Origin of the sequence: Rhodoblastus sp. (assembly GCF_041915505.1) — a bacterium.
Classification (GTDB): Bacteria; Pseudomonadota; Alphaproteobacteria; order Rhizobiales; family Beijerinckiaceae; genus Rhodoblastus.
Window position 1 is genome coordinate 13407 of the sequence record NZ_JAYSBG010000003.1, and the last position, 21738, is coordinate 35144.

At 63.1% G+C, this 21738-nt stretch carries 22 protein-coding genes; 13 read left to right on the plus strand and 9 right to left on the minus strand.

What is annotated here, in order from left to right:
* Positions 1–74: 74 nt before the first annotated feature.
* The 5 genes from ACE3S9_RS00460 to ACE3S9_RS00480 all read right to left on the minus strand — a co-directional run bounded on the left by ACE3S9_RS00460 (position 75) and on the right by ACE3S9_RS00480 (position 7287).
* Positions 75–788 (minus strand): NUDIX hydrolase, encoded by a 714-nt coding sequence (locus ACE3S9_RS00460; protein WP_374544456.1) that lies wholly within the window; start codon positions 786–788, stop codon positions 75–77.
* The gene (locus ACE3S9_RS00465; RefSeq protein ID WP_374544457.1) at positions 785–1216 is read right to left on the minus strand and encodes a DUF983 domain-containing protein; all 432 of its coding nucleotides are present in this window, start codon (positions 1214–1216) and stop codon (positions 785–787) included. The genes ACE3S9_RS00460 and ACE3S9_RS00465 overlap by 4 nt, the downstream gene beginning before the upstream one ends.
* On the minus strand, positions 1213–3543 hold the full coding sequence (gene rnr / locus ACE3S9_RS00470; RefSeq protein ID WP_374544458.1) for a ribonuclease R: 2331 nt from the start codon (positions 3541–3543) through the stop codon (positions 1213–1215). The genes ACE3S9_RS00465 and rnr overlap by 4 nt, the downstream gene beginning before the upstream one ends.
* A gap of 476 nt (positions 3544–4019) precedes the next feature.
* Entirely contained in the window at positions 4020–4361 is a 342-nt protein-coding gene (locus ACE3S9_RS00475) for a hypothetical protein (protein ID WP_374544459.1), read from the minus strand.
* Between the two features lie 55 nt (positions 4362–4416).
* A complete protein-coding gene (locus tag ACE3S9_RS00480) occupies positions 4417–7287 on the minus strand; it encodes a type ISP restriction/modification enzyme (RefSeq protein ID WP_374544460.1) in 2871 nt (956 codons plus the stop codon).
* On the opposite strand from ACE3S9_RS00480, the gene ACE3S9_RS00485 reads away from it, so the two are divergent.
* Complete coding sequence (locus ACE3S9_RS00485) at positions 7195–7776, plus strand: hypothetical protein (protein WP_374544461.1); 582 nt, start codon at positions 7195–7197, stop codon at positions 7774–7776. The genes ACE3S9_RS00480 and ACE3S9_RS00485 overlap by 93 nt on opposite strands.
* 120 nt (positions 7777–7896) lie before the next feature.
* Here the strand turns inward: ACE3S9_RS00485 and queF are convergent, their stop codons facing one another.
* Complete coding sequence (gene queF, locus ACE3S9_RS00490) at positions 7897–8358, minus strand: preQ(1) synthase (protein ID WP_374544462.1); 462 nt, start codon at positions 8356–8358, stop codon at positions 7897–7899.
* Between the two features lie 152 nt (positions 8359–8510).
* Positions 8511–8897: an endonuclease domain-containing protein gene (locus tag ACE3S9_RS00495; RefSeq protein WP_374544463.1), complete on the minus strand. Its 387-nt coding sequence runs from the start codon at positions 8895–8897 to the stop codon at positions 8511–8513.
* 219 nt (positions 8898–9116) lie between these two features.
* Between ACE3S9_RS00495 and eno the strand changes: the two genes are divergently transcribed.
* Together eno and ACE3S9_RS00505 are read left to right on the plus strand one after the other, a co-directional pair.
* Positions 9117–10400: a phosphopyruvate hydratase gene (gene eno, locus ACE3S9_RS00500; protein ID WP_374544464.1), complete on the plus strand. Its 1284-nt coding sequence runs from the start codon at positions 9117–9119 to the stop codon at positions 10398–10400.
* Positions 10401–10456: 56 nt separating this feature from the next.
* On the plus strand, positions 10457–11674 hold the full coding sequence (locus tag ACE3S9_RS00505; RefSeq protein WP_374544465.1) for an SLC13 family permease: 1218 nt from the start codon (positions 10457–10459) through the stop codon (positions 11672–11674).
* A gap of 6 nt (positions 11675–11680) precedes the next feature.
* Here ACE3S9_RS00505 and ACE3S9_RS00510 read toward each other — a convergent pair whose 3' ends face one another.
* Positions 11681–11917: a hypothetical protein gene (locus ACE3S9_RS00510; protein WP_374544466.1), complete on the minus strand. Its 237-nt coding sequence runs from the start codon at positions 11915–11917 to the stop codon at positions 11681–11683.
* 152 nt (positions 11918–12069) lie between these two features.
* On the opposite strand from ACE3S9_RS00510, the gene ACE3S9_RS00515 reads away from it, so the two are divergent.
* From ACE3S9_RS00515 to ACE3S9_RS00555, 9 genes are all read left to right on the plus strand, one after another.
* Positions 12070–12393, plus strand: coding sequence for a septum formation initiator family protein (locus ACE3S9_RS00515; protein ID WP_374544467.1), 324 nt, complete (start codon positions 12070–12072; stop codon positions 12391–12393).
* A gap of 130 nt (positions 12394–12523) precedes the next feature.
* Positions 12524–13525: a pyruvate dehydrogenase (acetyl-transferring) E1 component subunit alpha gene (gene pdhA, locus ACE3S9_RS00520; RefSeq protein ID WP_374544468.1), complete on the plus strand. Its 1002-nt coding sequence runs from the start codon at positions 12524–12526 to the stop codon at positions 13523–13525.
* 34 nt (positions 13526–13559) lie between these two features.
* The gene (locus ACE3S9_RS00525; protein ID WP_374544477.1) at positions 13560–14861 is read left to right on the plus strand and encodes a pyruvate dehydrogenase complex E1 component subunit beta; all 1302 of its coding nucleotides are present in this window, start codon (positions 13560–13562) and stop codon (positions 14859–14861) included.
* 127 nt (positions 14862–14988) lie between these two features.
* Entirely contained in the window at positions 14989–15276 is a 288-nt protein-coding gene (locus ACE3S9_RS00530) for a DUF5076 domain-containing protein (RefSeq protein WP_374544469.1), read from the plus strand.
* A gap of 23 nt (positions 15277–15299) precedes the next feature.
* Positions 15300–16406, plus strand: coding sequence for a 2-oxo acid dehydrogenase subunit E2 (locus tag ACE3S9_RS00535; RefSeq protein WP_374544470.1), 1107 nt, complete (start codon positions 15300–15302; stop codon positions 16404–16406).
* A 310-nt stretch (positions 16407–16716) separates the two neighbouring features.
* Positions 16717–17127 (plus strand): hypothetical protein, encoded by a 411-nt coding sequence (locus tag ACE3S9_RS00540; RefSeq protein WP_374544471.1) that lies wholly within the window; start codon positions 16717–16719, stop codon positions 17125–17127.
* Between the two features lie 297 nt (positions 17128–17424).
* Positions 17425–18399, plus strand: a complete 975-nt coding sequence (lipA, locus tag ACE3S9_RS00545) for a lipoyl synthase (protein ID WP_374544472.1) — start codon at positions 17425–17427, stop codon at positions 18397–18399.
* Positions 18400–18406: 7 nt separating this feature from the next.
* On the plus strand, positions 18407–18862 hold the full coding sequence (locus ACE3S9_RS00550; RefSeq protein ID WP_374544473.1) for a type II toxin-antitoxin system RatA family toxin: 456 nt from the start codon (positions 18407–18409) through the stop codon (positions 18860–18862).
* An 805-nt stretch (positions 18863–19667) separates the two neighbouring features.
* The gene (locus tag ACE3S9_RS00555; RefSeq protein ID WP_374544474.1) at positions 19668–20657 is read left to right on the plus strand and encodes an alkaline phosphatase family protein; all 990 of its coding nucleotides are present in this window, start codon (positions 19668–19670) and stop codon (positions 20655–20657) included.
* Between the two features lie 9 nt (positions 20658–20666).
* Here the strand turns inward: ACE3S9_RS00555 and ACE3S9_RS00560 are convergent, their stop codons facing one another.
* Positions 20667–20831, minus strand: coding sequence for a Flp family type IVb pilin (locus ACE3S9_RS00560; RefSeq protein ID WP_374544475.1), 165 nt, complete (start codon positions 20829–20831; stop codon positions 20667–20669).
* 590 nt (positions 20832–21421) lie between these two features.
* Here ACE3S9_RS00560 and ACE3S9_RS00565 point away from each other — a divergent pair.
* A partial coding sequence (locus tag ACE3S9_RS00565; protein WP_374544476.1) for a winged helix-turn-helix domain-containing protein occupies positions 21422–21738 on the plus strand: 317 nt, incomplete at its 3' end.

Below are 21738 nucleotides of genomic sequence, written 5' to 3' on the forward strand. Positions count from 1 at the left end.
TTCTGGTATTTTTGTTGTTCAGAATTCCTTTACTTTGCTCGCCCGCCGCAAGCGCGCGAAAGGGAGAAGCTTCCCTAGAGTTCGTCGCGCCGCCACTTGCCCCGGCTGTAATAATAGAACGGCGTCGGCAGGAAAGGGCTCATGCCGGCGGCCAGTCGCGCGCGCAGTTCCGTCAGCACCTGCCGCGTCACGTCCGGCAGGTCGAGCGTCTCGGTCTGGTCCAGGCCGATCCAGACCAGTTCGACCAGTTCCGCGTCGGCATGGGCGACGCCGTCGAGACGGGCCGTCACGGCGCGGGCGTCGAGCGCGAAAAAACGTGTATCAAATCGTTTCGGCCGCATCGGCGGGGTGATGGCGCGCGCGATGAAATGCAGCTCCTGCAGGTCGGGCAGGCAATGGAACTCGGCATAGGCGCGCCAGACGGCGGGCGGCTTTTCGGGGCCGCCATAATCGCCGGTTCCGACGGCGTGGCCGGTCTCCTCGAAGGTCTCCCGGATCGCGGCCAGCGCGAGGGCGCGCGCGAAACCCGGATCGTCGCGGTCGCGCGTTCCCTGGCGGCCCTTGAGCAGGCGGGCCTCGACGCGCGCGTCGAGCGGTCCGGCGATGTTCATGCGGCGGTCGCCGGGCTCCAGCCGGCCGCCGGGAAAGACATATTTGTTCGGCATGAAGCGCAGCGCCGCGTGGCGCTTGCCGAGCAGGATTTTTGGGTTTTTCCCGCCCATCCCGTCGATCAGGATCAGGGCCGCCGCGTCGCGCGGCTTGACGGCCCGTGATTTCGCCTCGCTCAACGGGCGCCTCCGGCGACGCCCGGGTCGTCCGCCGTCTCACCGCCAAAGCCGTGCATGCGCAAGGCCCATTGATAAGCGATCAGCGCGCCCTTGACGCCGGGCAGCAGCCACAGGCTCATCAGCAGCGCGACGACGGGCCAGAACACCATTTGCGGCCAGTCGGGCAGGTTGGGAAAAAAATCCTGGCCGGCGATGATTCCCGCCACCACGAAATGGCCGACGATGACCATGGTGACATAGGGCGGCATGTCGTCGGCGCGCTGGTGGAACAAGGCCTCGCCGCAAGCAGGGCAATAATCATTGACCTTGAGATAGGCGTAATAAAGCTTGCCCTTGCCGCAGGCGGGGCAGCGCGAGGCCATGCCGCGTTTCAGCGCCGGCCAGACCGGCCGTTCGGGTAGGGCGATTTCGTGTTGCGTGGAGCTCATGCGCGTTGCCGCCGTCTTGAGGTTTTGGCCGCGGTTTTGGCGGCGCGCGTGCGCGAAACCTTTGCCTTGATCGCGCTGGCGCGGCCAACGCGCGGCTTGCCGTCGCTCAACATTTCGAAGCGCAAAGCGCCGGCGAAAGGCGCGGCCTCGACCAGCCGGACTTCGACCGCGTCGCCGAGCTGATAGGTTTCGCCGGAACGCGAGCCGACCAGGGCGTGATAGGCTTCCTCGAAGCGGAAATAATCATTGCCCAGTGTGGCGGCGGGGACGAAGCCGTCGGCGCCGGTATCGGCGAGCTTCACGAACAGGCCGGCGGGGGTGACGCCGGCGATGCGGCCGGTGAAACTGGCTCCGATCTTGTCGGCGAGAAAGGTTGCGATCAGCCGGTCGGTCGTCTCGCGCTCGGCGGCCATGGCGCGGCGCTCGGCGGCGGAAATGCGCGCGGCGATTTCGCCCAGATGTTCGCGGCCCATTTCGGGCAGGCCGCCGGGGCCAAGATCGAGCGCACGCACCAGAGCCCGATGCACGATCAGATCGGCATAGCGGCGGATCGGCGAGGTGAAATGGGCGTAGCGCCGCAGATGCAGGCCGAAATGGCCGTAATTTTCCGCGACATATTCCGCCTGCGCCTGGGTGCGCAACACGATCTCGTTGACGACATTCTCATGTTCGGTGCCGCGCACCTTCGCGAGAATCGCGTTGAACTGGGTCGGCTTGATCACCTGCCCCTTGGCGAGCTTGATCCCGATGGTGGCGAGAAATTCCGACAAGGCGTTGAGCTTTTCGACCGAAGGCTCGTCGTGGGCGCGATAGATCAGATGGGATTTTTCCGCCTCCAGCGTCTCGGCGGCCGCGACATTGGCGAGGATCATGAATTCCTCGATCAATTTATGCGCGTCGAGCCGGGGCGGGGTCAGCACGCGATCGACCGTGCCGTCCTCTTTCAGCAGGATCTTGCGCTCGGGCAAATCAAGATCGAGCGGCGAGCGTTTTTCGCGCGCGATCTTGGTGGCCTCGTGGGCGCGCCACAGCGGACGCAACACCTCGTCGAGCAGCGGCTTCGTCGTGTCATCGGGGCGCCCGTCGATGGCGTCCTGCGCCTGCTGGTACGACAGTTTCGCCGCGGAGCGCATCATCACGCGATGGAAGGAATGATCGAGCTTGTGGCCGTCCTTGCCGATCCGCATCCGGCAGGCGAGCGCGGGCCGGTCTTCGCCGCCGCGCAGTGAGCAGAGATCGTTGGAAATGCGCTCGGGCAGCATGGGCACGACGCGATCCGGGAAATAGACCGAATTGCCGCGATCCAAAGCCTCGCGGTCGAGCGCTCCGCCGGGCCGGACATACCAGCTCACATCGGCGATGGCGACGGTGACGATAAAGCCCTCGGGATTGTCGGGCGCGTCGTCCGGCGCGGCATGGACGGCGTCGTCATGGTCCTTGGCGTCGGGCGGGTCGATGGTGATCAGCGGCAGCGAGCGCCAGTCTTCGCGGCGAAAGCCCTCCGCCTCGACGCGCGCGGGCTTGGCATGTTCCGAAGCCTCGATGGTCTCGGGACGAAACAGGTCGGGAATGCCGTGGGTGTTGATGGCGATCAGGCTGATGGCCTTCTCGCTGTTCATCGAGCCGAGTCTTTCGCGCACTTTCGCGACCGGCAGGCCGAGCCGCCCGCGCGAAAGGGTCTCGACGCTGACGAGATCGCCGTCGCGGGCCTCGCCCCGGTCGGCCTCGGAAACCTTGAATTCCTTGTCGCGCATTTTCTTGTCGACCGGCACGATGCGGCCGCCGCCGCTGCGCGGGTCCTCGCGGAACACGCCGAGCACGCGTTTCGCCGCGCGCGACAGCAGCTTGACCACGCGACCCGAATAGGCCGGGCCGCCCGTCTCGCCGGTGGGCGTGACGCGCACCAAAGCGCGGTCGCCGATTCCCGCAGCGGGCGCCCCAGGCCGCGCGCCGAAGCGCGGCTTTTTCGGCGCGAAAATGACGATACGCGGGAGGGGGCCGAGATCCTCCTCCCATTCGGCAGGCACGGCAATCAGATCGCCATCGCGGTCGCGCGTCGTGATGTCCGCCAGCACGATCTGGGGCAGGGCGCCTTTCTCGTGCAGGCCCTTGCGGGAGCGCTGGATCTCGCCTTCCAGCTCCAGTTCCTTCAGGATTTTTTTCAGCAGGATCTTGTCGTCGCCGCGAATGCCGAAGGCCCGCGCGATCTCCCGCTTGCCGATCTTGTCGGGATGCGCTGCGCCGGCCTCCGTCGCGGCTTTGGTCTCGCGGGCGATAAAGGCGAGGATGTCCTCGCGGCTCGGAATGGGGGAGGGTTTTTTCGGCACTGGGACAAGATAGGGATTTGCGCGCCCCGCGTCACGGGGAAAGGATGCGATTTGCGGCGCGCGGCGGTGGAAATGGCGGCGATTTCGGTCGCGATAATGTTCTTGTTATGTTCCATGTGAAACATCTCGGCGCAGGGGCGGACAAAAACGATTGAAAATACGCCATTTTCTCGTGAAACGAAGGTCGCGCGCGGCTTGCCGGAACGATACAACCGAATGGTTGTGGCCTATGGAAACGCGCGCAAAACGACCAAAAACGTGCTGTATTTGCGCGGAAATGGCCGAAAATCGCGCGCTTTTTCACATTTTTTACGGGTCTGGAATGTGTCGGTCGCGCCACAACTCAAAATTGTATCGTCATTGCGGGCAGAGCGAAGCAGTCAATGGCGGAGGGGTCGGGCGAGGCTGGACTCTGCTTTGTCGCTTTGCTCCCCGCATGGACCGCGGCCCAGCGTCGTCAATCCTGTCGCTTCGCTTCAATCGAGGATTTCATAACGCGCTGTTTCAGGCGGCTTCATGCGCGCCTTTGCTTCATCGTAGTAGAACACGGTCCAATCGCGCAACTCGGCCTTCACCGCGCGCGCGATGGCGAGTCCCTCGGCGGCATAAGGCCCCCAGTCGGCGCACCCCTGTTCGAATTCGATCTCCTCGATATCGCCATATCCGCCGCACCAGGCTTCGAGGCGTTCGCGCAGGGCGGGGCTGATCGGCAGGGCGCCTGCGTCGCAGTCCTCATATTTCCGATTCCAGGCGCCGGAAGCGCCATTTTCGCCCATGACGCAAACCAGCTTGCCGGGAAAAACCTCTTCGTCAGCCATGAAACTTTCCAAAAGCAGCGCGCGAAAAAGAGGACGCCGGTTATTGGATCGCGCCTCAGCGCGCGGCGCTTTTCATCGCCTCGACGATTTCCATCGTTTCGACAGAGACGCGGGTGACGCGGGCGATGAGGTCGATGACCTTTTCCTTGTAATCGGCGAAGCGATAGGTGTTGAACTTCTCGCGGATGGTCGGGTCCTTCGGCTTTTTCTCCTTGTACTGGTCGAGAATCCAGTCGAGGCCGGAGCGGTTGCCGAGGCGATAGGCGAAGGCGGCGGGCGGGATGCCGGACAGGCTGGTTTCGCTGTCGATGCGGATGGTTCCCACGCCGTCGGATTTCAGGACGCATTTCGGCGCCACGCCGGCGGCGCGGGCCTTTTCGTCGGGGATGTCGTGGCGCTGGATCGGCCAGGGCTCGACGGTCTCATAGCCGATATGCAGGGCCATCAGCCTTTCGCCCCAGGCCGCCCATTGGCGGAAATCGGGATAGAAGGGAATGCGCGGAAATTCGCGTTTGAGGTTCAGGGCATATTTTTCGCGATAGACGGGATCGTGCAGCACGCCATAGACGTAATGGAAGATGTCGTCCCTGGTGATCTGGTCCGCCGGACGAGCCTTGCCGCGTTTTCCCTTCTCCCTATAGCCCGTCGAAAGACGGGCGTCCTCACGAACGCCCTGTGGTGGGAGAAGGTGGTCCGAAGGACCGGATGAGGGGGCGGCCGCAGCGCCGGGCGCGCCCCACCCGTCCGCTTCGCGGCCACCCTCCCCATGAAGGGGAGGGAGGGCTGCGGCCTTGGCGTAATGGGCGCGGAATTGTTTCAGCGCCCAATCGGTGATGTTGTCGATCCGCTCGCCTTCGGGGGTGTAGCGGTAGCGGGGAAGTTGCTGTGTTCCGCCTGACGCCGGGCTCACGAAATTGAGGTCGGGAATACGACGGACAGCAAACGCAAAGTATGGTTTGCCACTCGAGTCACCCATAAGCGTAATTGCCCGATTACCTACGTCGGCGCTTGGCCATAAGTGTTGATTTAGGTAATTCATCCCATTGAAATGTCGATCGCGGTATAAATATGCGGTTTGAAAGGGTCGATAATCGGCTACGCAAATTTTTGTCTCTTCAAATGTTTTCTTGACAGATGCTGAACGATATTTTTCGAGTTCTCGATCCCATTTTATTTCGTCACGGTTTCTAACGCCCTGACGCGCCGCTTCGTATATTTCGCAAAAGAACTGCATCTTTTTTTCGAGCATTTCTTTGCTAAAATCGTAAACCCATTCGTCGCGAAAAGTACCAAGACCCCGCGAGAAAATCTTGAAAATTGCGTGCTCTTTGGATGCCGACCGTGCTTCTTTTGTTGCTTTGGCGGCTGCGGGAACGAGCAGGTTCCAATCATTATCACATTGGCCTAGCCAGTTATGTTTTGCATCTGGAGCTACAGGCGTGAATTTCCGTTCAGAAAGCCGCTGACGTAAAAATAGAATCTTATCGTCACTTGAGTTATAATCATTAACAGCCTGATAATGTATTGTGCATCCTCGTGCCTTGCGCTTCTTTACAAAAAAGCTGATGGCGATTCCAACGCGGATTTTATCCTCGAATACGTTTCCACCCTCGCGCCTACGTTGCTCACCGCTAGTCCTTGCGTTTCCTTTGAGATTTATTAGCCATATTTCATGAAATTCTTCCGACGCAAGTTTCCGAAACCCGTCGTATGTTCTCGCTTCGATGAAGCTGTTATTGCAAACAAAAGCCAAAATCCCGTCGTCGTGCATACGATCCGACGCCCACCGAAAAAAGCGGACATACATATCGTATACGGCGATCTGGTTCTGAGCGTCGCTTGCTTTGATATATGTGTCCGCTATGCGTTCATCGATGCGACTATATGCGCGGTTCGGATTCCGCATGTTAAAGTTTTCTTGCCAAGCATTGTAGGGTGGGTTGCCGATGACGACCGAAATCTTGCGCCGGTTCTGGCGCTTGATGCGCTCGACATTCTCGTCCGAAAGCGCGCCGAACAGATCGCCGACATGCTGGCCGGTTTTCACGCCCAGCGCCGTCACATTGTCGAGCGTATCGACGAAGCAGAGATTGGGATATTCGGCGAACTGGCCGGTGATCGCGGCATAGGTCGCCTCGATGTTCAGATTGGCGACATAATAGGGCAGGATCGCCACTTCATTGGCGTGCAGCTCTTCCTTGTACTTGTGCGCCAGTTTTTCCGGCTGGCCGCGAAAATGCTCCAGCAATTCGCAGATGAAGGTTCCCGTGCCGGTCGCGGGGTCCAGAATCTCGACGTCGCGGTCGATCAGCGTCTTCTTGAAATGTTTCTGGCAGAGCCAGTCGGCGCCCTCGATCATGAATTTCACGATCTCATTGGGCGTATAGACCACGCCGAGCCGGTCGGCGGCCTTGGGGTTATAGACCTTGTAGAACCGCTCGTAGATCAGCTTGAGAAAGGCCTGTTTCTCGGAATGGCTCGAAATCTGCGCCGCATTGGCGCGGATGGCGGCGTAATAGGGCTCCAGCGCCTTCAGGGTTTCGCGCTTGACCGATCCGGTGAAGAATTTGGCCTCCAGCGCATAGAGTTCCTTGGCGATATTGTTCTCGCGGTGGAAATCGCCGTCGTTGAAGACATGGTCGAAAATTTCCTCGGTCAGGATATGCTGGATCAGCATTTCCCGGACATCGGCTTCCGAGACCGAAGGATTGATGGTCTGGCGGGCGAGGGCGAGGAATTTCGCCGCCGCCTGGATGAAGGGGGCGTTGGCGCCGTAAGCGGCGTCGATCTTCTCGCGCAGGGCGCCCAGCACGGCGGGCAGGTCCTGCGAAAATTGCGCGACCGCCTTGCGGAAATCCGCGATTTCCTGCCGCTCATAGCCGAAGAACAGCGAGACCAGCTTGCCGAGGCGCTCGACATCGCGCATGTCGCAGCGCATGACCTCCTGACGGTTCTGGATCAGGACGGCGGTTTCGGAATTCTCGAAAACGATATTGTCCTGCGGATAGCCCTTGGCGAGTTTTTTCCGGATTTCCTCGTCGAGATCGTCGGCGGTGTCCTTGGCCTCCCAATAGCCGAGCGGCACGCGCAGGTCGTGCAGGATGGTTCCGTCGGGCCGGATGCGGTTCTTCTGCGGCGACAGAAATTCGTATTGGGGCACGAAGACGAGATTGGCGCGGCGGGCGCAGGCCTTCAGCAGGTCCTTGAAGGCTTCGGAAATGACGCCTTCGGTGACGGAGCCGGAGAATTTTTTCAGGCGGTCGATTTCGTTGAAATAATCCTGAATCAAAATCTGGTTCATGAATCGCGCTCCCGCCGGCGAGAGCTTATCGGCGGCGCTCGTGGCGGACAATGCGGCGCGGCGACGAAGAATTTTCGAGCGGCCGGAGGGGCGGTACTCCCTCGCAGCGTATAGCTGGCGCACCAATGTCTCGGCCGCTCAGCCGATTTCCTTTGACGGGGAAACGGCGGCCGGGGGTTGGGAACCGCGGGCATGCGCCCGTGTTATCCCGCCCGGCTGACGGCATTATAGCCATTAGCCCCGCCCGCGATAGCTTGCGACGCCCTGATCGGGAATCCACAGGCCCTTGGGCGGCTCGCCGGTCTGCCAGAATACGTCGATAGGCATGCCGCCGCGCGGATACCAATAGCCGCCGATACGCAGCCAGCGCGGGCTCAACGCCGCGACAAGATCCTTGGCGATGCGGATCGTGCAGGCTTCGTGAAAGGCGCCATGGTTGCGAAAGGAGGTGAGATAAAGCTTTAAAGCCTTTGACTCAACAAGCCATTTGTCCGGAACATAATCGATCACAAGATGAGCGAAATCGGGCTGGCCGGTGACCGGGCACAGCGAAGTGAATTCCGGCTGGGTGAAGCGCGCGAGATAATCCACATCCGGGTGCGGATTGGGCACGCGGTCCAGCACGGCCTCGTCGGGGCTTTGCGGGGTCTTGGTCTGCGCGCCGAGCATGCCGGCGCCGTCGTGGGTTTGGACCATCGGAATTCCTTTTGTGCTGGGCCCCACCCGGCTCGCTTTCGCTCGCCACCCTCCCCACGAGGGGGAGGGAGCCCCACCGGGCGGCTGCGCGGCCAACTTCCCCATGAATGGGCGGGATTCCCGTTCCGCAGGGCGCGGTCGGTTTTGCCGCTTTATCCCTCCCCCTTGTGGGGAGGGTGGCCGCGCAGCGGCCGGGTGGGGGGCCGCTCCATCGCGCGGGCGAAAATGGTGTCGATCACGCTGTCCAGGTTTCTGTCGACGTCATTATTCCAGAAACGCAAGGTCATAAAGCCCTCGGCGGCGAAAACGGCGTCGCGTCGGGCGTCATGGCTGATTTGCGCGCGTTCGCCATGTTGCGCGCCGTCGATTTCGACGATCAGGCGGCGGTCGAAGCACACGAAATCCAGAATATAGCCTTTCAACGGCGCCTGCCGTCGGAAATGCAGGCCCTGAGGCCGCAGCAGCCGCAGGCGGGACCAGAGCTTGATTTCCTGCGGGGTCATGGTCTTGCGCAAGTGGCGGGCTTGTTCGTTGGCCATGTCATTTCCTTGCCCGGCTGGCGCGCCCCACCCGGCTCGCGTTCGCTCGCCACCCTCCCCACAAGGGGGAGGGATCGCCCCACCCGGCCGCCGCGCGGCCACCCTCCCCATGAAGGGGAGGGAATCTGCCGCTTCGGCCAAAGGCCATCTTTTTTATTTCATCCATCCGGCGTAGAAGGCCCGCGACTATGAATCGAGCCGCCGCGCGAGGGGAAAGCCATGACTGAGATTATCGACATTGTCGCCCGTGAAATTCTCGATTCGCGCGGCAATCCCACGGTCGAGGTCGATGTGACCCTTGAAGACGGCTCGTTCGGCCGCGCCGCCGTGCCCTCTGGCGCCTCGACCGGCGCCCATGAGGCGGTCGAACTGCGCGACGGCGACAAGGCCCGTTATCTCGGCAAGGGCGTGCTTAAGGCGGTCGAATCGGTCAATGGCGAGATTTTCGACGCCATTTCCGGCCTCGACGCCGAGGATCAGGTCGGCATCGACGAAGCCATGATCGAACTCGACGGCACGCCGAACAAGGCGCGGCTCGGCGCCAACGCCATTCTCGGCGTCTCGCTCGCCACCGCCAAGGCCGCCGCCGACGCCGCCAAACTGCCGCTTTACCGTTATGTCGGGGGCACCCAGGCCCGCGTGCTGCCGACCCCGATGATGAACATCATCAACGGCGGCGTCCATGCCGACAATCCGATCGACTTCCAGGAATTCATGATCCTGCCGGTTGGCGCCGATAGCCTGAAGGAAGCGGTGCGCTGGGGCGCCGAAGTGTTCCATGGCCTGAAATCCGCGCTCAAGAAGGCCGGCCACAACACCAATGTCGGCGATGAAGGCGGCTTCGCCCCCAACCTGCCGTCAGCGGAAGCAGCGCTCGATTTCGTCGCCAAGGCCATCGAGACGGCGGGCTTCAAGCTTGGCGCCGATATCGCGCTCGGCCTCGATTGCGCCTCGACCGAATTCTTCAAGGATGGCGCCTATCATTACGAGGGCGAGGGTAAGGTCCGCTCCATTCAGGAACAGGCCGAATATCTGAAAAAGCTCTGCGACGCCTATCCGATCGTGACCATCGAGGACGGCAATTCGGAAGACGACTGGGAAGGCTGGAAGATCGCCACCGACCTGATCGGCAAGAAGGTTCAGCTCGTCGGCGACGATCTGTTCGTCACCAATGTCACGCGCCTCGCCGACGGCATCAAGAAGGGCGTCGCGAATTCTATCTTGATCAAGGTCAACCAGATCGGCTCGCTGACCGAAACGCTCAACGCTGTCGATATGGCGCAGCGCGCCGGCTATACGGCCGTCATGTCGCATCGCTCGGGCGAGACCGAGGATTCCACCATCGCCGACCTCGCCGTCGCGACCAATTGCGGGCAGATCAAGACCGGCTCGCTCGCCCGTTCGGACCGGCTGGCGAAATACAACCAGCTCATCCGCATCGAGGAAGAATTGGGCAAGCAGGCGATCTATGCCGGCCGCGCCGCCCTCAAGGCTCTGGCCTGATTTCCTGAACGGGACGCGGGCGGTTTGGCCGCCGCGTCCCTCGTGGCCGCCGAAGCGTGACCCTGCCCACAGCCATCGTCGCACTCATTTTTCTCGCGACCTATTGCGGCGTCGCGCTGGGGCGGCTACCCTTCACGAGGCTCGACCGCGCCGGCATCGCACTGGTCGGCGCGACCGCCATGGTCGTCTGCGGCGGCCTCTCGCTCGACGCTGCTTTCAAATCCATCGACCTCGGCGCCCTGGCGCTGCTGTTCGGCATGATGGCCATTGTCGCCGAACTGGAGCTGGCCGGCTTCTTCCGCGCCGCCGCTCTGTTCGCCGCCCGGCGGGCCCATTCGCAATGGGCTCTGCTCGCCGGCGTGGTCGCGGTCACCGGGCTGTTTTCGGCCTTTCTGGTCAATGACGCCGTATGCCTCGTGATGGCGCCGCTGGTCCTGCGCGTGACGCGGGCGCTGCGGCTCGACCCGAAGCCTCATCTGCTGGCGACCGCGCTCGCCTCCAATGCCGGCGGCGTCGCCACCATCACTGGCAATCCGCAGAACATGATCATCGGCGAGGCGTCGCGGATTCCTTACGGGATCTTCGCCGCCGCGCTCGCGCCGGTCGCCGCCGTGGCGCTGCTGCTGGTTTTCGTCTTCGTCGCCGTCCTCCACCGCAAGGCTTTGCGTGAAAGGCCGTCCGGCGCGCCCGATATTGGCCCGGCGCGGGCGCACAAAAGCCTGACGGCGCGCGCGGCGCTGACGGCTCTCGGCGTGGTGGTCGCGTTCTTTTTCGGCGTGCCGGCGCCGGAAGCCGCCTTGGCCGGCGCGAGCCTGTTGTTGCTGACGCGCGCGATCAAACCGGAAAAGGTCTATCGCCGCATCGATGGCGGCTTGCTGCTGATGTTCGCCGGCCTGTTCGTCGTCGCGGCGGCGGGCGAAAAGGCCTTTCTGACGCCGGACCTGTTGCGCCGCGCGCAGGGCTGGGGGCTGGACAACGTTTGGCTGCTCACGGCGGTCACTGCCGCCTTGTCCAATCTGGTCAGCAATGTCCCGGCGGTGCTGGCGCTGAAGCCTTTCGTCGCGCAAATGCCGCAGGAAAAATGGCTCGTCGTCGCCATGGCCTCGACGCTCGCCGGCAACCTCACCTTGCTCGGCTCGGCGGCCAATCTCATTGTCGCGGAAATCGCGCGCCGCGCCGGCGCGCCGCTGACCTTCCGCGATTTTCTGGTCGTCGGCCTTCCGTCGGCGCTGCTGTCGCTCGCTTTCGGCGCGTGGCGGCTCGGATCGGGCTGAGGCGCGTCAGAGCCAGCCGGCGAGGCTGTGGAACAGGGCGCCGAGCGCGCCGGAATAGGCCAGTCCGGCGCCGACGGCGGCGCCAAGGGCGATCATGCCGACGACGAGCCGGAGCGAGGAGGGACGAAGCTCTTCCTGCGCGATGAGGGCGTCGACTTCATGGAGCCGGCCGCCGACGCCGCGACGGCGGGGCGCGCGACGGCGGGTGAAATTATGTTCGATCGAGAATCCCAGGCTGGGCATGGTCGTGGTCCCAATTTGGCTTCGGGGACCGCTGTTTCGTGTCAAAATGAAACGAAGCGGCGGCTTTGGCTAACAGGCTTCAATTCCGGCGCCAGCCTTCGCGTTTCCGCTCCGTTAACCGTGACCTAACCTTTCAGGGCGATGCTGCGGCCATGGTCGTCCGCACGCGCTTCGCCGCCATTTTCATTCCGCTGCTGTTCTACGTCTTCTCCGGCGTGGTCGGCGGCTTCTTCGTATGGCACGCCTTCCACGGCGAGCGCGGCATCGCGGCCGATCTCGAAACCCGGCGGGAAATGGCCGAGATCGAAGCCAAGCTGAAAGTGGTGCGCGCCGAAGAGGCGGAATGGCGTCGCCGCGTCGATCTGCTGCGCGGCCCGGTGGTCGATCGCGACCTGCTCGACGAGGAGTCGCGCAACCTGCTCAATCGCGTCGGCAAGAGCGATCTCGTCGTGATCCTGCCGCAGAACAAGAGCTGAACGCAGTCGAGCCGGCGGCCGCTCGCTTTTTCACCGGCTTCACGCTAACTTTGCAGCGAGATCGCCCCGCGATTCCCGGCGCTTCCGCGCGGGGCCGAAGCGGGCGCGGCAGCAGCCCGGGGGAGGATTCATGGCCGCCGCTTCCCTTACGCCGCCGGAAGGCGGCAATCCCCGTCTGGCCGCCTTTCTCGGCGAGGGCGACGAGATCGCGATCTTTCGCGCCATGCTGCTGATCCGCCGCTTCGAGGAAAAGGCCGGCCAATTGTTCGGCATGGGCCTGATCGGCGGCTTCTGCCATCTCTATATCGGCCAGGAGGCCATTGTGGTCGGGATGAGGCTCGCGGCGCGCGAGACCGACCAGTTCATCGCCTCCTATCGCCATCACGGCCATCTCATCGCCTGCGGCGCCGATCCGCGCGCGGTTATGGCCGAAATGACAGGCCGGCGCGGCGGGCTGTCCGGCGGCAAGGGCGGCTCCATGCATATGTTCGCGCCGGATTGCGATTATTTCGGCGGCCACGGCATTGTCGGGGCGCAGGTCTCGCTCGGAACCGGCCTCGCCTTCGCCAATTCCTATCGCGGCGACGGGCGCGTCTGCCTCTGTTTTCTCGGCGACGGCGCGGCCGATCAGGGCCAGGTGGCTGAAAGCTTCAATATGGCGGCGCAATGGCGCCTGCCCATCGTCTATGTCATCGAGAACAATCGCACGGGGCCGACGACGGGCGGCTATGGGCCGGTCCATCTCGACCGGCGCGGCGCAGCCTTCGACATTCCCGGCGAAACAATTGACGGGATGTGCGTCGAGGCGGTGCGCGCCGCCGGGGCGCGCGCCATCGCGCGGGCGCGCGTCGGGGAAGGCCCGACCGTGCTCGAAATGCGCACCGAACGCTATCGCGGCCATTCGCTGGCCGATCCCGCCAAATATCGGCGCAAGGACGAGGCGCGCGCGGCCCTCGCGCCGGACCCTGTCGAACGCGCGCGCGAAAAAATCCTGAATGCGGGACTGGCCGACGAGGCGACGCTCAAGAGGCTTGACGCGCAGGTCCGCTCCCTCGTCGCGGAAGCCGCGGACTATGCCGCGCAAAGCCCCGAGCCGGACGCGTCGGCCCTCGAAACCGACGTCCTGCTGTGACGCCGCCCCTGTGGAGACGCGAATGGCGACCCCAATGGCCATCAATGTCCTGATGCCCGCGCTCTCGGCCGAGATGAAATTCGGCAAGCTGGCGAAATGGCTGAAGCGCGAAGGCGACCGCGTGGAGGCGGGCGACATTCTGGCCGAAATCGAAACCGAAAAGGCGACCATGGAAGTCGAGGCCGCCGAGAGCGGCGTGTTGGAGCGTATTCTGGCGCCGGAGGGCGCGGAGCAGGTCGCGGTTCATTCGGCGATCGCGGTCATCGTGCCGGCGGATTTCGACGGCGCCCCGGCTGCGGCCGCGCCGACCGCTGTGGCGGAGCAGCCCGAGCCGGAGGAGGAGTTCGCGCCGCTGCGCATCACCGTGCGCGAGGCTTTGCGCGAGGCGCTGGCCGAGGAAATGCGCCGCGACGTGACGGTATTCGTGCTGGGCGAGGAGGTCGGCGATTATCAGGGTGCGTTCCGCATCACCCAGGGCCTGCTGCAGGAATTCGGCGCCCGCCGCGTCGTCGACGCGCCGATCTCGGAACATGCTTTCGCCGGGCTTGGCGTCGGCGCGGCCATGGCGGGCCTGCGGCCGGTGATCGAATTCATGAGCTTCAATTTCGCGCTGCAGGCGATGGATCATATCGTCAATTCGGCCGCCAAGACGCTCTATATGTCCGGCGGGACGCTGAACATTCCAATCGTGTTTCGCGGCCCCAACGGCGCCCGCGCGCGGGTGGGGGCGCAGCACGCGCAGGATTTCTCCGCCTGGTTCGCTCATATTCCCGGCCTGAAAGTGGTCGCGCCCTTCACCGCCGCCGACGCCAAGGGCCTGCTCAAGGCGGCGATCCGCGACCCCAATCCGGTGATCTTCCTGGAGCATGAAAAGCTCTACGGCCAGAGCTTCCCGGCGCCGCGCGAAAAGGATCATCTGGTCGCCATCGGCGCCGCCAATATCATCCGCGCCGGGCGCGACGTGACCCTGATCGCCTTTTCCCATGGCGTCGGCCTCGCGCTGAAGGCGGCCGAGCGGCTGGCCGAGGAGGGGATCGAGGCGGATGTGATCGATCTTCGGACCTTGCGGCCGCTGGACATGGTCACGATCCTGGCCTCGGTCGCCAAGACGGGACGCTGCGTGATCGTGGACGAGGGCTGGCCGCAATGCGGGATCGGCGCGGAAATTTCCGCCCGGCTGATGGAGGAAGCCTTCGACGATCTCGACGCGCCCGCCCTGCGCGTCACCGCGAAGGACGTTCCCGCGCCTTATGCCGCCAATCTGGAAAAGCTGGCGCTGCCGACCGAGGCCCATATTGTTGCAGCGGCCAAAAAGGCGCTCTATCTGAAGGCGTGAGACTAGAGCAGCGTGCGAAAAAGTGGATGCCGGTTTTTCGCGAAAACGCTGCGACAACAAGGAAATCTAGAGTCGATTGCGATTCGATCGAATCGCAATCGACTCTAGGCGCCGAAAAGGAAGCTTCATGACTGAGCTGAAACGCGAATTGTCCATTCCGCCCGATGTCGAGAGCAATGGCGGCACGGAAATCCTGCGCCTGTTCATCTCCGGCGGCGCCTTGTCGCTTTCCATGCAGCGCGCCTTTGCAGAGCCGGAGGCCTGGGGCCGCCTGCTCGCCCAGCTCGCCAGCCAGGCCGCCGATCTTTACGCCCGCGAGACCGAGCTGAGCGCGCCCGAAGCGCTGGCCGATATCCGCATCGCGATCGACGCCGCTCTGGACCAGATCGAATCCGGGCTGAGCCCGCTCAACTGATTTTCGCGGCGCGGGGAGGGCGCATGGCCATCGCGATCCTGATGCCCTCCGCCGAGCCACGCGCTTTGACCGGCCGCGTGATGCGCTGGCTGCGGCGCGAGGGCGAATTCGTCGAGGCCGGCGAGCCCGTCGCCGAAATCGCCACCGCCCGCGCCACCATGGATGTCGAGGCGCCGGAAAGCGGCGTGCTGAGTCGGATCCTTGTCGCGGCCGGCGAAAGCGAGATCGCGGTGGCCGCCGAACTGGCCTGGATCGAGCCCGGGCCGGCCGCCCATCGGCCGACGGAGGTCGCGTCCGGCCTTGCGCGCGTCGGGCGAAAAATCGCCTCGCCCCGCGCCCGGCGGCTGGCGCGGGAGGCCGGCGTCGACCTGTCCGGCGTCGTGGGCGGTGGGCCGCGCGGTCGCGTGGTTGAAAGCGACATACGCGCGGCGATTGAAATCCACGCCCATGGCGTCCGGACGGCCCGGATGACTGGCGCCGCGCCATCCGGGCGGCTGCTGCCGTTGATGGAGGCCGCAGAATGGACGCCGCAGGTCCATCTGGAGGCCGATTGCCGCATCGACGCGCTGGAAGTGTTCCGCGCCGGGCTCAATGCGCGGGCGCGCGCTGAACACAGGACCAAGATTTCGCTGCTGGATTGCGTGGTCAAGGCGCTGGCTCTGGCTTTGCGGCAGGCGCCGCGCGCCAATGTCGCGCTGACGCCCAAGGGCTATGAACTGGCCCGCCACGTCGATATCGCGCTCGGCCTGACGCTGGACGGCGAGATCGTCGCGCCCTCGCTGCCGGCGGCCGAGGAAATGTCGCTGGCCGAAATCGCCGCCGCGCGCGCGGCTTTTCTGGCGCGGCGTTTCGCGCCGGACGCCTTCGCGGGCGGCAATTGCCTGGTCGCCAATCTCGGCGGCTTCGGCGTGAAGCGCGCCTTTCCGGTGGTGGTCGCGCCCTGGACCAGCGTGCTCGGCGTCGGCGCAGCGGAGAAAAGGATCGTGGCGGAGCAGGGGGCGCCGGCCGTTGCGACCCTGCTCGCCGTGACCCTGTCGATCGACCGCCGCGCCATGGACGAGGCGGTCGCCGGCGCCGCGCTGGCCGCTTTCAAGGGACTGATCGAGCACCCTGCCGGTTTGGCGGATTAGAGCGGTGTCGCGGGATAGCGGAAATAGGTCGAATGCCCGGTTACGGCGGGGAACGGTCTTAGGCCGAAGGGTCGATTTGGGTAGATAAGCAGTCGTAAGAGAAACGGAGAGGTTGGGCGGCTGGCGAATTCCCCCAGTCGACGCATAACTAGAGCAATCTGGCCAACTAAGGACATTGCTTCGCCTGCTCATGGTAGGCATCCTGCGTCGGCGCCGGTAATGCATCCCCGGCTTCAAGTATCCTCAACGGGACTAGCCAGGTATGTTGCAATTTACGTCCGCACCAGCCGTTCCACGAGATTACTATCTTTTGCGCGCACTCAACGATGTTGAAATGGAGCAAGCAGAAAGATACGGATACATCTCCAATGCCGCTTGTCCATCACAAGCTGTGAATCGAAGCGGGATAGATATTTCATTTGAAGATCGGCATTCTGATGAGTTATCGGACTGGCGCGTGCGCATGTATTTGATTTGGCTGTGCTACATTTATGAGAAGTTTCGGGAGCTTAAAAGTCCACTTGGTGCAATCGAAGAATTAATTCTTGAATTCAGGGCTCCAACGATCATTGATCGCGGATATTATGGGCTGGGGCAAATCTATGTTGGCGCAGGAGCAGAAGATCCCATTACGCGAGAGCGGGTTGAAAAAGAACTCATTACGCTCCAGCCTTTCTACGAGGAAGCAAGACAAACGCTCGCGAGAATTATTCCGGACTGAACAAACCGCATAAGCTGTAACCTGCTGGTTTCGTCGCGATTACCAAGTCCCGGAATCAGTGATCATGGGTTCAGTAGGGGAACCTGCGAAATCCGCTTTAGGGGTGATGGATGCCCTTGGTGCCTCGACCCTGTCCGACCGCTTCGAGCCGTAACGAGACGGTCTTGAAGAACGAGAAAGGTCTCTTCAGGCTCGTAAACGGAAATGCAGACCGAGGCGCTGTCCCGCTTAACGATTCATTGCGGCGGGGGGGATTAGAGTTTATCTGAACGAAGATCGCGCTTCCGGGAAAAAGCCATGGCCGTCGTTCTCGACCTTCTCAATTCCGACCCTCGCAAGAAGGAAGAGGCGCGCCCGCGTCACCCTGAAAAGGCCCACAAGCCGGATCAGCCCATCGCCCGCAAGCCGGACTGGATCCGCGTCAAGGCGCCGGGCTCGCCGGGCTGGGCCGAGACCAACGCCATCGTCAAGGCCAACAAGCTGGTGACGGTCTGCGAGGAGGCCGGCTGCCCCAATATGGGCGAGTGCTGGGACAAGAAGCACGCCACTTTCATGATCATGGGCGACACCTGCACCCGCGCCTGCGCCTTCTGCAATGTCAAGACCGGCCTGCCGGGACCGCTCGACGCCAGCGAGCCCGCCCATATCGGCGAGGCGACGGCCAAGCTCGGCCTCGCCCATGTGGTCATCACCTCGGTCGACCGCGACGATCTCGACGACGGCGGCGCCGGCCATTTCGCGGCGGTGATCGCGGCGATCCGCGCGGCAAGCCCTTCGACCACCGTCGAGATCCTGACGCCGGATTTCCTGCGCAAGCCGGGCGCGCTCGAACGCGTGGTCGCGGCCAAGCCGGACGTGTTCAATCATAATCTCGAAACCGTGCCGTCGCATTATCTCACCGTCCGCCCCGGCGCGCGCTATTTCCACAGCCTGCGCCTGTTGCAGAAGGTGAAGGAGCTGGACCCGGACATTTTCACCAAATCCGGCATCATGCTCGGGCTCGGCGAGGAGCGGAACGAGGTGCTGCAATTGATGGACGACCTGCGCTCGGCGGAGGTCGATTTCCTGACCATCGGCCAATATCTGCAGCCGACCAAGAAGCACCATCCGATCAAGGAATTCGTTCCGCCGCAGCAGTTCAAGGCCTATGAGGCCATCGCCTACGCCAAGGGTTTCGCTCTGGTGTCGTCCTCGCCGCTGACGCGGTCCTCGCATCACGCCGGCGAGGATTTCGAGCGCCTGCGCGCCAAACGCCGCGCCGCGCGAGGGTGAGGCCGCCATGCCCAGCTTCCGCACCAGCCATGTCGTGAATCACACGCCGCAGCAGATGTTCGATCTGGTGGCCGATGTGGAATCCTATCCGCAATTCGTGCCGCTCTGCCAGTCGCTGCGTGTGCGCCGGCGCTATCCGGGCGCGAATGGCGAGGAGGTGATCGTTGCGGAAATGGAGGTCGGCTACAAGGCGATCCGCGAGCGCTTCGTCAGCCGGGTGACGCTGGATCGCGCCGCGCGGCGCATTGACGTCGAATATGTCGACGGCCCGTTCAGCCATCTCGAAAACATGTGGCGGTTCGGCGAGGTCGAGGGCGGCCAGTGCCGCGTGGAATTCTATATCGCTTATGAGTTTCGTAGCCGGACCCTGGCGACGCTGATGGGCTCGATGTTCGACGCCGCTTTCCGCAAATTTTCCTCGGCTTTCGAGACGCGCGCCGATCAGGTTTTCCGCCCGGCGTGACCGTTTGGGGCGGCGCTGTCGGGTTTCGAGCGGCCAAGGTTTCACAAGCTCAAAACAGGGCGGAAAAGCAAAAGCGTCGCCATGGCCAAGTATAACTATTCCGGCTGGCCGGGCGTCTCAAAAAGCAGCCCCAAAAAAGACGGCCCCGACGCCTGTGGCGCGGGGCCTTTTGTTCGCTCTTGGCGAATTCTGATAATGATCAGAAGGGGATGCGGTTTGTTCCGCTATGATACGAACTCTGTTGCGATGTTGGCGTCTCCCGTCAAATAGGCCAGTTCCTTGCGTTTCCGCACATGGCGGCGATTAGTCGCCGCGCCAGGGCGGGATACGTCTGGAAGAGGCGAGCTGAGGTGGAGTCATCCGTTCCGTTTCCAATCCTCGTCAAAGACGCGCCAGAGCAGCGTGAGCATCGCAGTTCCAACGGCTTGGATCGATGATGGATGGTCAATCGGCTCCAGGGGACAAAGGCGTTTTAAGTCTTGTCGCTCTATTGCTCAGATCGATCGGATTATTGCTCGACAAGCGGGTTCGTAGCCCACCGACGCTCTCCTTGACTTGAAACCGGCAACGCACGTCTTTCAATCAAGGCCGCAACGACATCAAGTGTGACACTTTTTTTGTTCGCGTCAATAGCCGATTTTGCATCTGCGTTGGTCAAGCGGCGCCCCCGATCGGTTGCGTAGCATCCTTGGCGCGAGCGTCGCAGCGCGCTAAACGAGCGAGCGCCGGCGGCCCGAAACGCACTTTTCGGGAACCGCCGCGCGATGGCGCGACGCTTTGTCACGCGCCGGCGGGGACTGAAATAATGAAAGCCTGTATCTCGTGGATGCTGATCGGTTTCGCTTGGCTGCTGACCGCCGCGACGGCCCCGGCGCGGGCGGAACCGCCCCGCCTGGATCATGTTTTCATCATCGTTCTGGAAAATCACGGCTTCGACGACGCCTTCGCCAATGGGCCGTCGCCTTTCATGCGGGAGCTGGCCGCAAGCCAGGGGCTGGCGACCAATTATTTCGGAATCGCCCATCCCAGCCTGCCCAATTATCTCGCCTTGATCGGCGGCGACGATTTCGGCGTCCGCGACGACCGCCCGAGCTGTTTCGCCTCCGATCTCGCCGACCGGGCCGCCTGCAACCGGATCGCCGGCGACAATCTGGTGTCCCAATTGCGCAGGGCCGGTCTGTCCTTCGCGCTTTACGCCGAAAGCCTGCCCGAAACGGGTTCGCTGGTCAGCGCCGCGCCGGCCCCCGGCGGCGGCGCGCTCTATGCGCAGAAGCACAATCCGGCGCCTTATTTCGAGGAATTGGCGCGCGATCCGGCGGCCATGGCGCTGGTCAGGCCCTATACGGCTTTCGCCGCCGATCTCGCCGAGGGCGCGCCGAATGTGGCTATGATCATCCCGAATCAATGCCACGATGGGCATGGGCTGCCGATCTGCCATGAACGCGACCGGCTGATCGCCGATTATGACGCCTTCGTGCGCGAGGCGGTGACGGCGATCCGCGCGTCAAAGGCCTGGACGCGGCGCTCGGCGATCGTCATCACCTTCGATGAGGGCGCCCGCAGCCTTTATCCTGAGGCGCCGGTGTCGGATAGCGCCCGCCGCGCGGGCGGCGCGGACAATCATATTGTAACGATCGTGGCGACTTTGTGCGGCGGGTCCCGGGAGGATTCGGCGCGGCGGGACCATTACAGCCTGTTGGCGACCATCGAGGATGGTTTCGGACTGCCGAGATTGCGGAAAGCGGAACGCGCACCGCCGATGGACGCGCTTTTCGCCGATCGTTGCGGCTCGTGAGCGATTCGATCAGTTGAGGCCGCTGGCGACGGAGGAGAATTTGGCGCTCAGATGAGTGCCCACGACGGAGAGGGCGGCGATGCAGCCCATGGCGATGAAGCTCGCGATGAACGCATATTCGAGCGCGGTGGCGCCCGATTCGGAACGAATGAAACTGGCCAACAAAGCGGACATGGTTCTGCTCAATAATTTGGGCCCCGCCGTCAGGCGCGGCTTTCGCGTTGGTCGATAGGGACATTAAAATATAAAATTTTGAGAGCCCGCTTAATCTTGGGCCGGCAGCGGTGTTAACGCGTCTTCACGAGTCGTTTTGGCGATCCCAGGGTAAACGAGGCTATAGCGGCGGCCCGTGAAAAGGCTTTCCGGTCAGGAAGATTCGGGTTGTAAGAAAAGGCGGCGGCCCCGGCCGCAGGAGAGGGCAATTGGACCGGGGCCGCCGCGATCGTCGGTTCGGGAGCGCGGGAGATGGGGACCGCGGCCCGAATCTGACGATTACCGAACTTCCGCGCCGCCACATCCGCATGAAAGCGGATTTACTGCGCGGGCGCCGGAAAAATTCCGGCGCGGGACTGGCGCGATTGCGCGCCAGGTTTAGTATAGGCGCGCCGGCGAAGTCCGCTCGACGCGTGATCAGCCCAGGCCAACCGCCTTGGGAGCAACCGTAATTTATTACGATTACATATTGTGATCAGACTATGTCGAAAACGACGCTTGCGGCAAGCGAAATTTTCCGCGATCCCTGTTGCGGAAACGGCGGGTGAGATATGGCAGGAAACAAGATTAACGCCTTGCTGGCGCTTCACAGCGAGGGACGCTTTCTGGTCGGCCACGAGCGCATCAAGCTGCTTGAAAAGGTGGCCGAGCTTGGAAGCATCGCCAAGGCGGCGAAGGCGACCGGCTTCAGCTACAAGACGGCCTGGGATTCGGTCAATGCGGTCAATAATCTGTTGCCGACGCCGGCCTTCCTCACCCGGCCCGGCGGCCGCTCCGGCGGCGGCGCCGAAGTCACCGAGGAGGGGCGCCGGCTGATCGCCACCTTCCACCGGCTGGAGGAGAAGCTTTCGTCGATCTCCAATCTGAT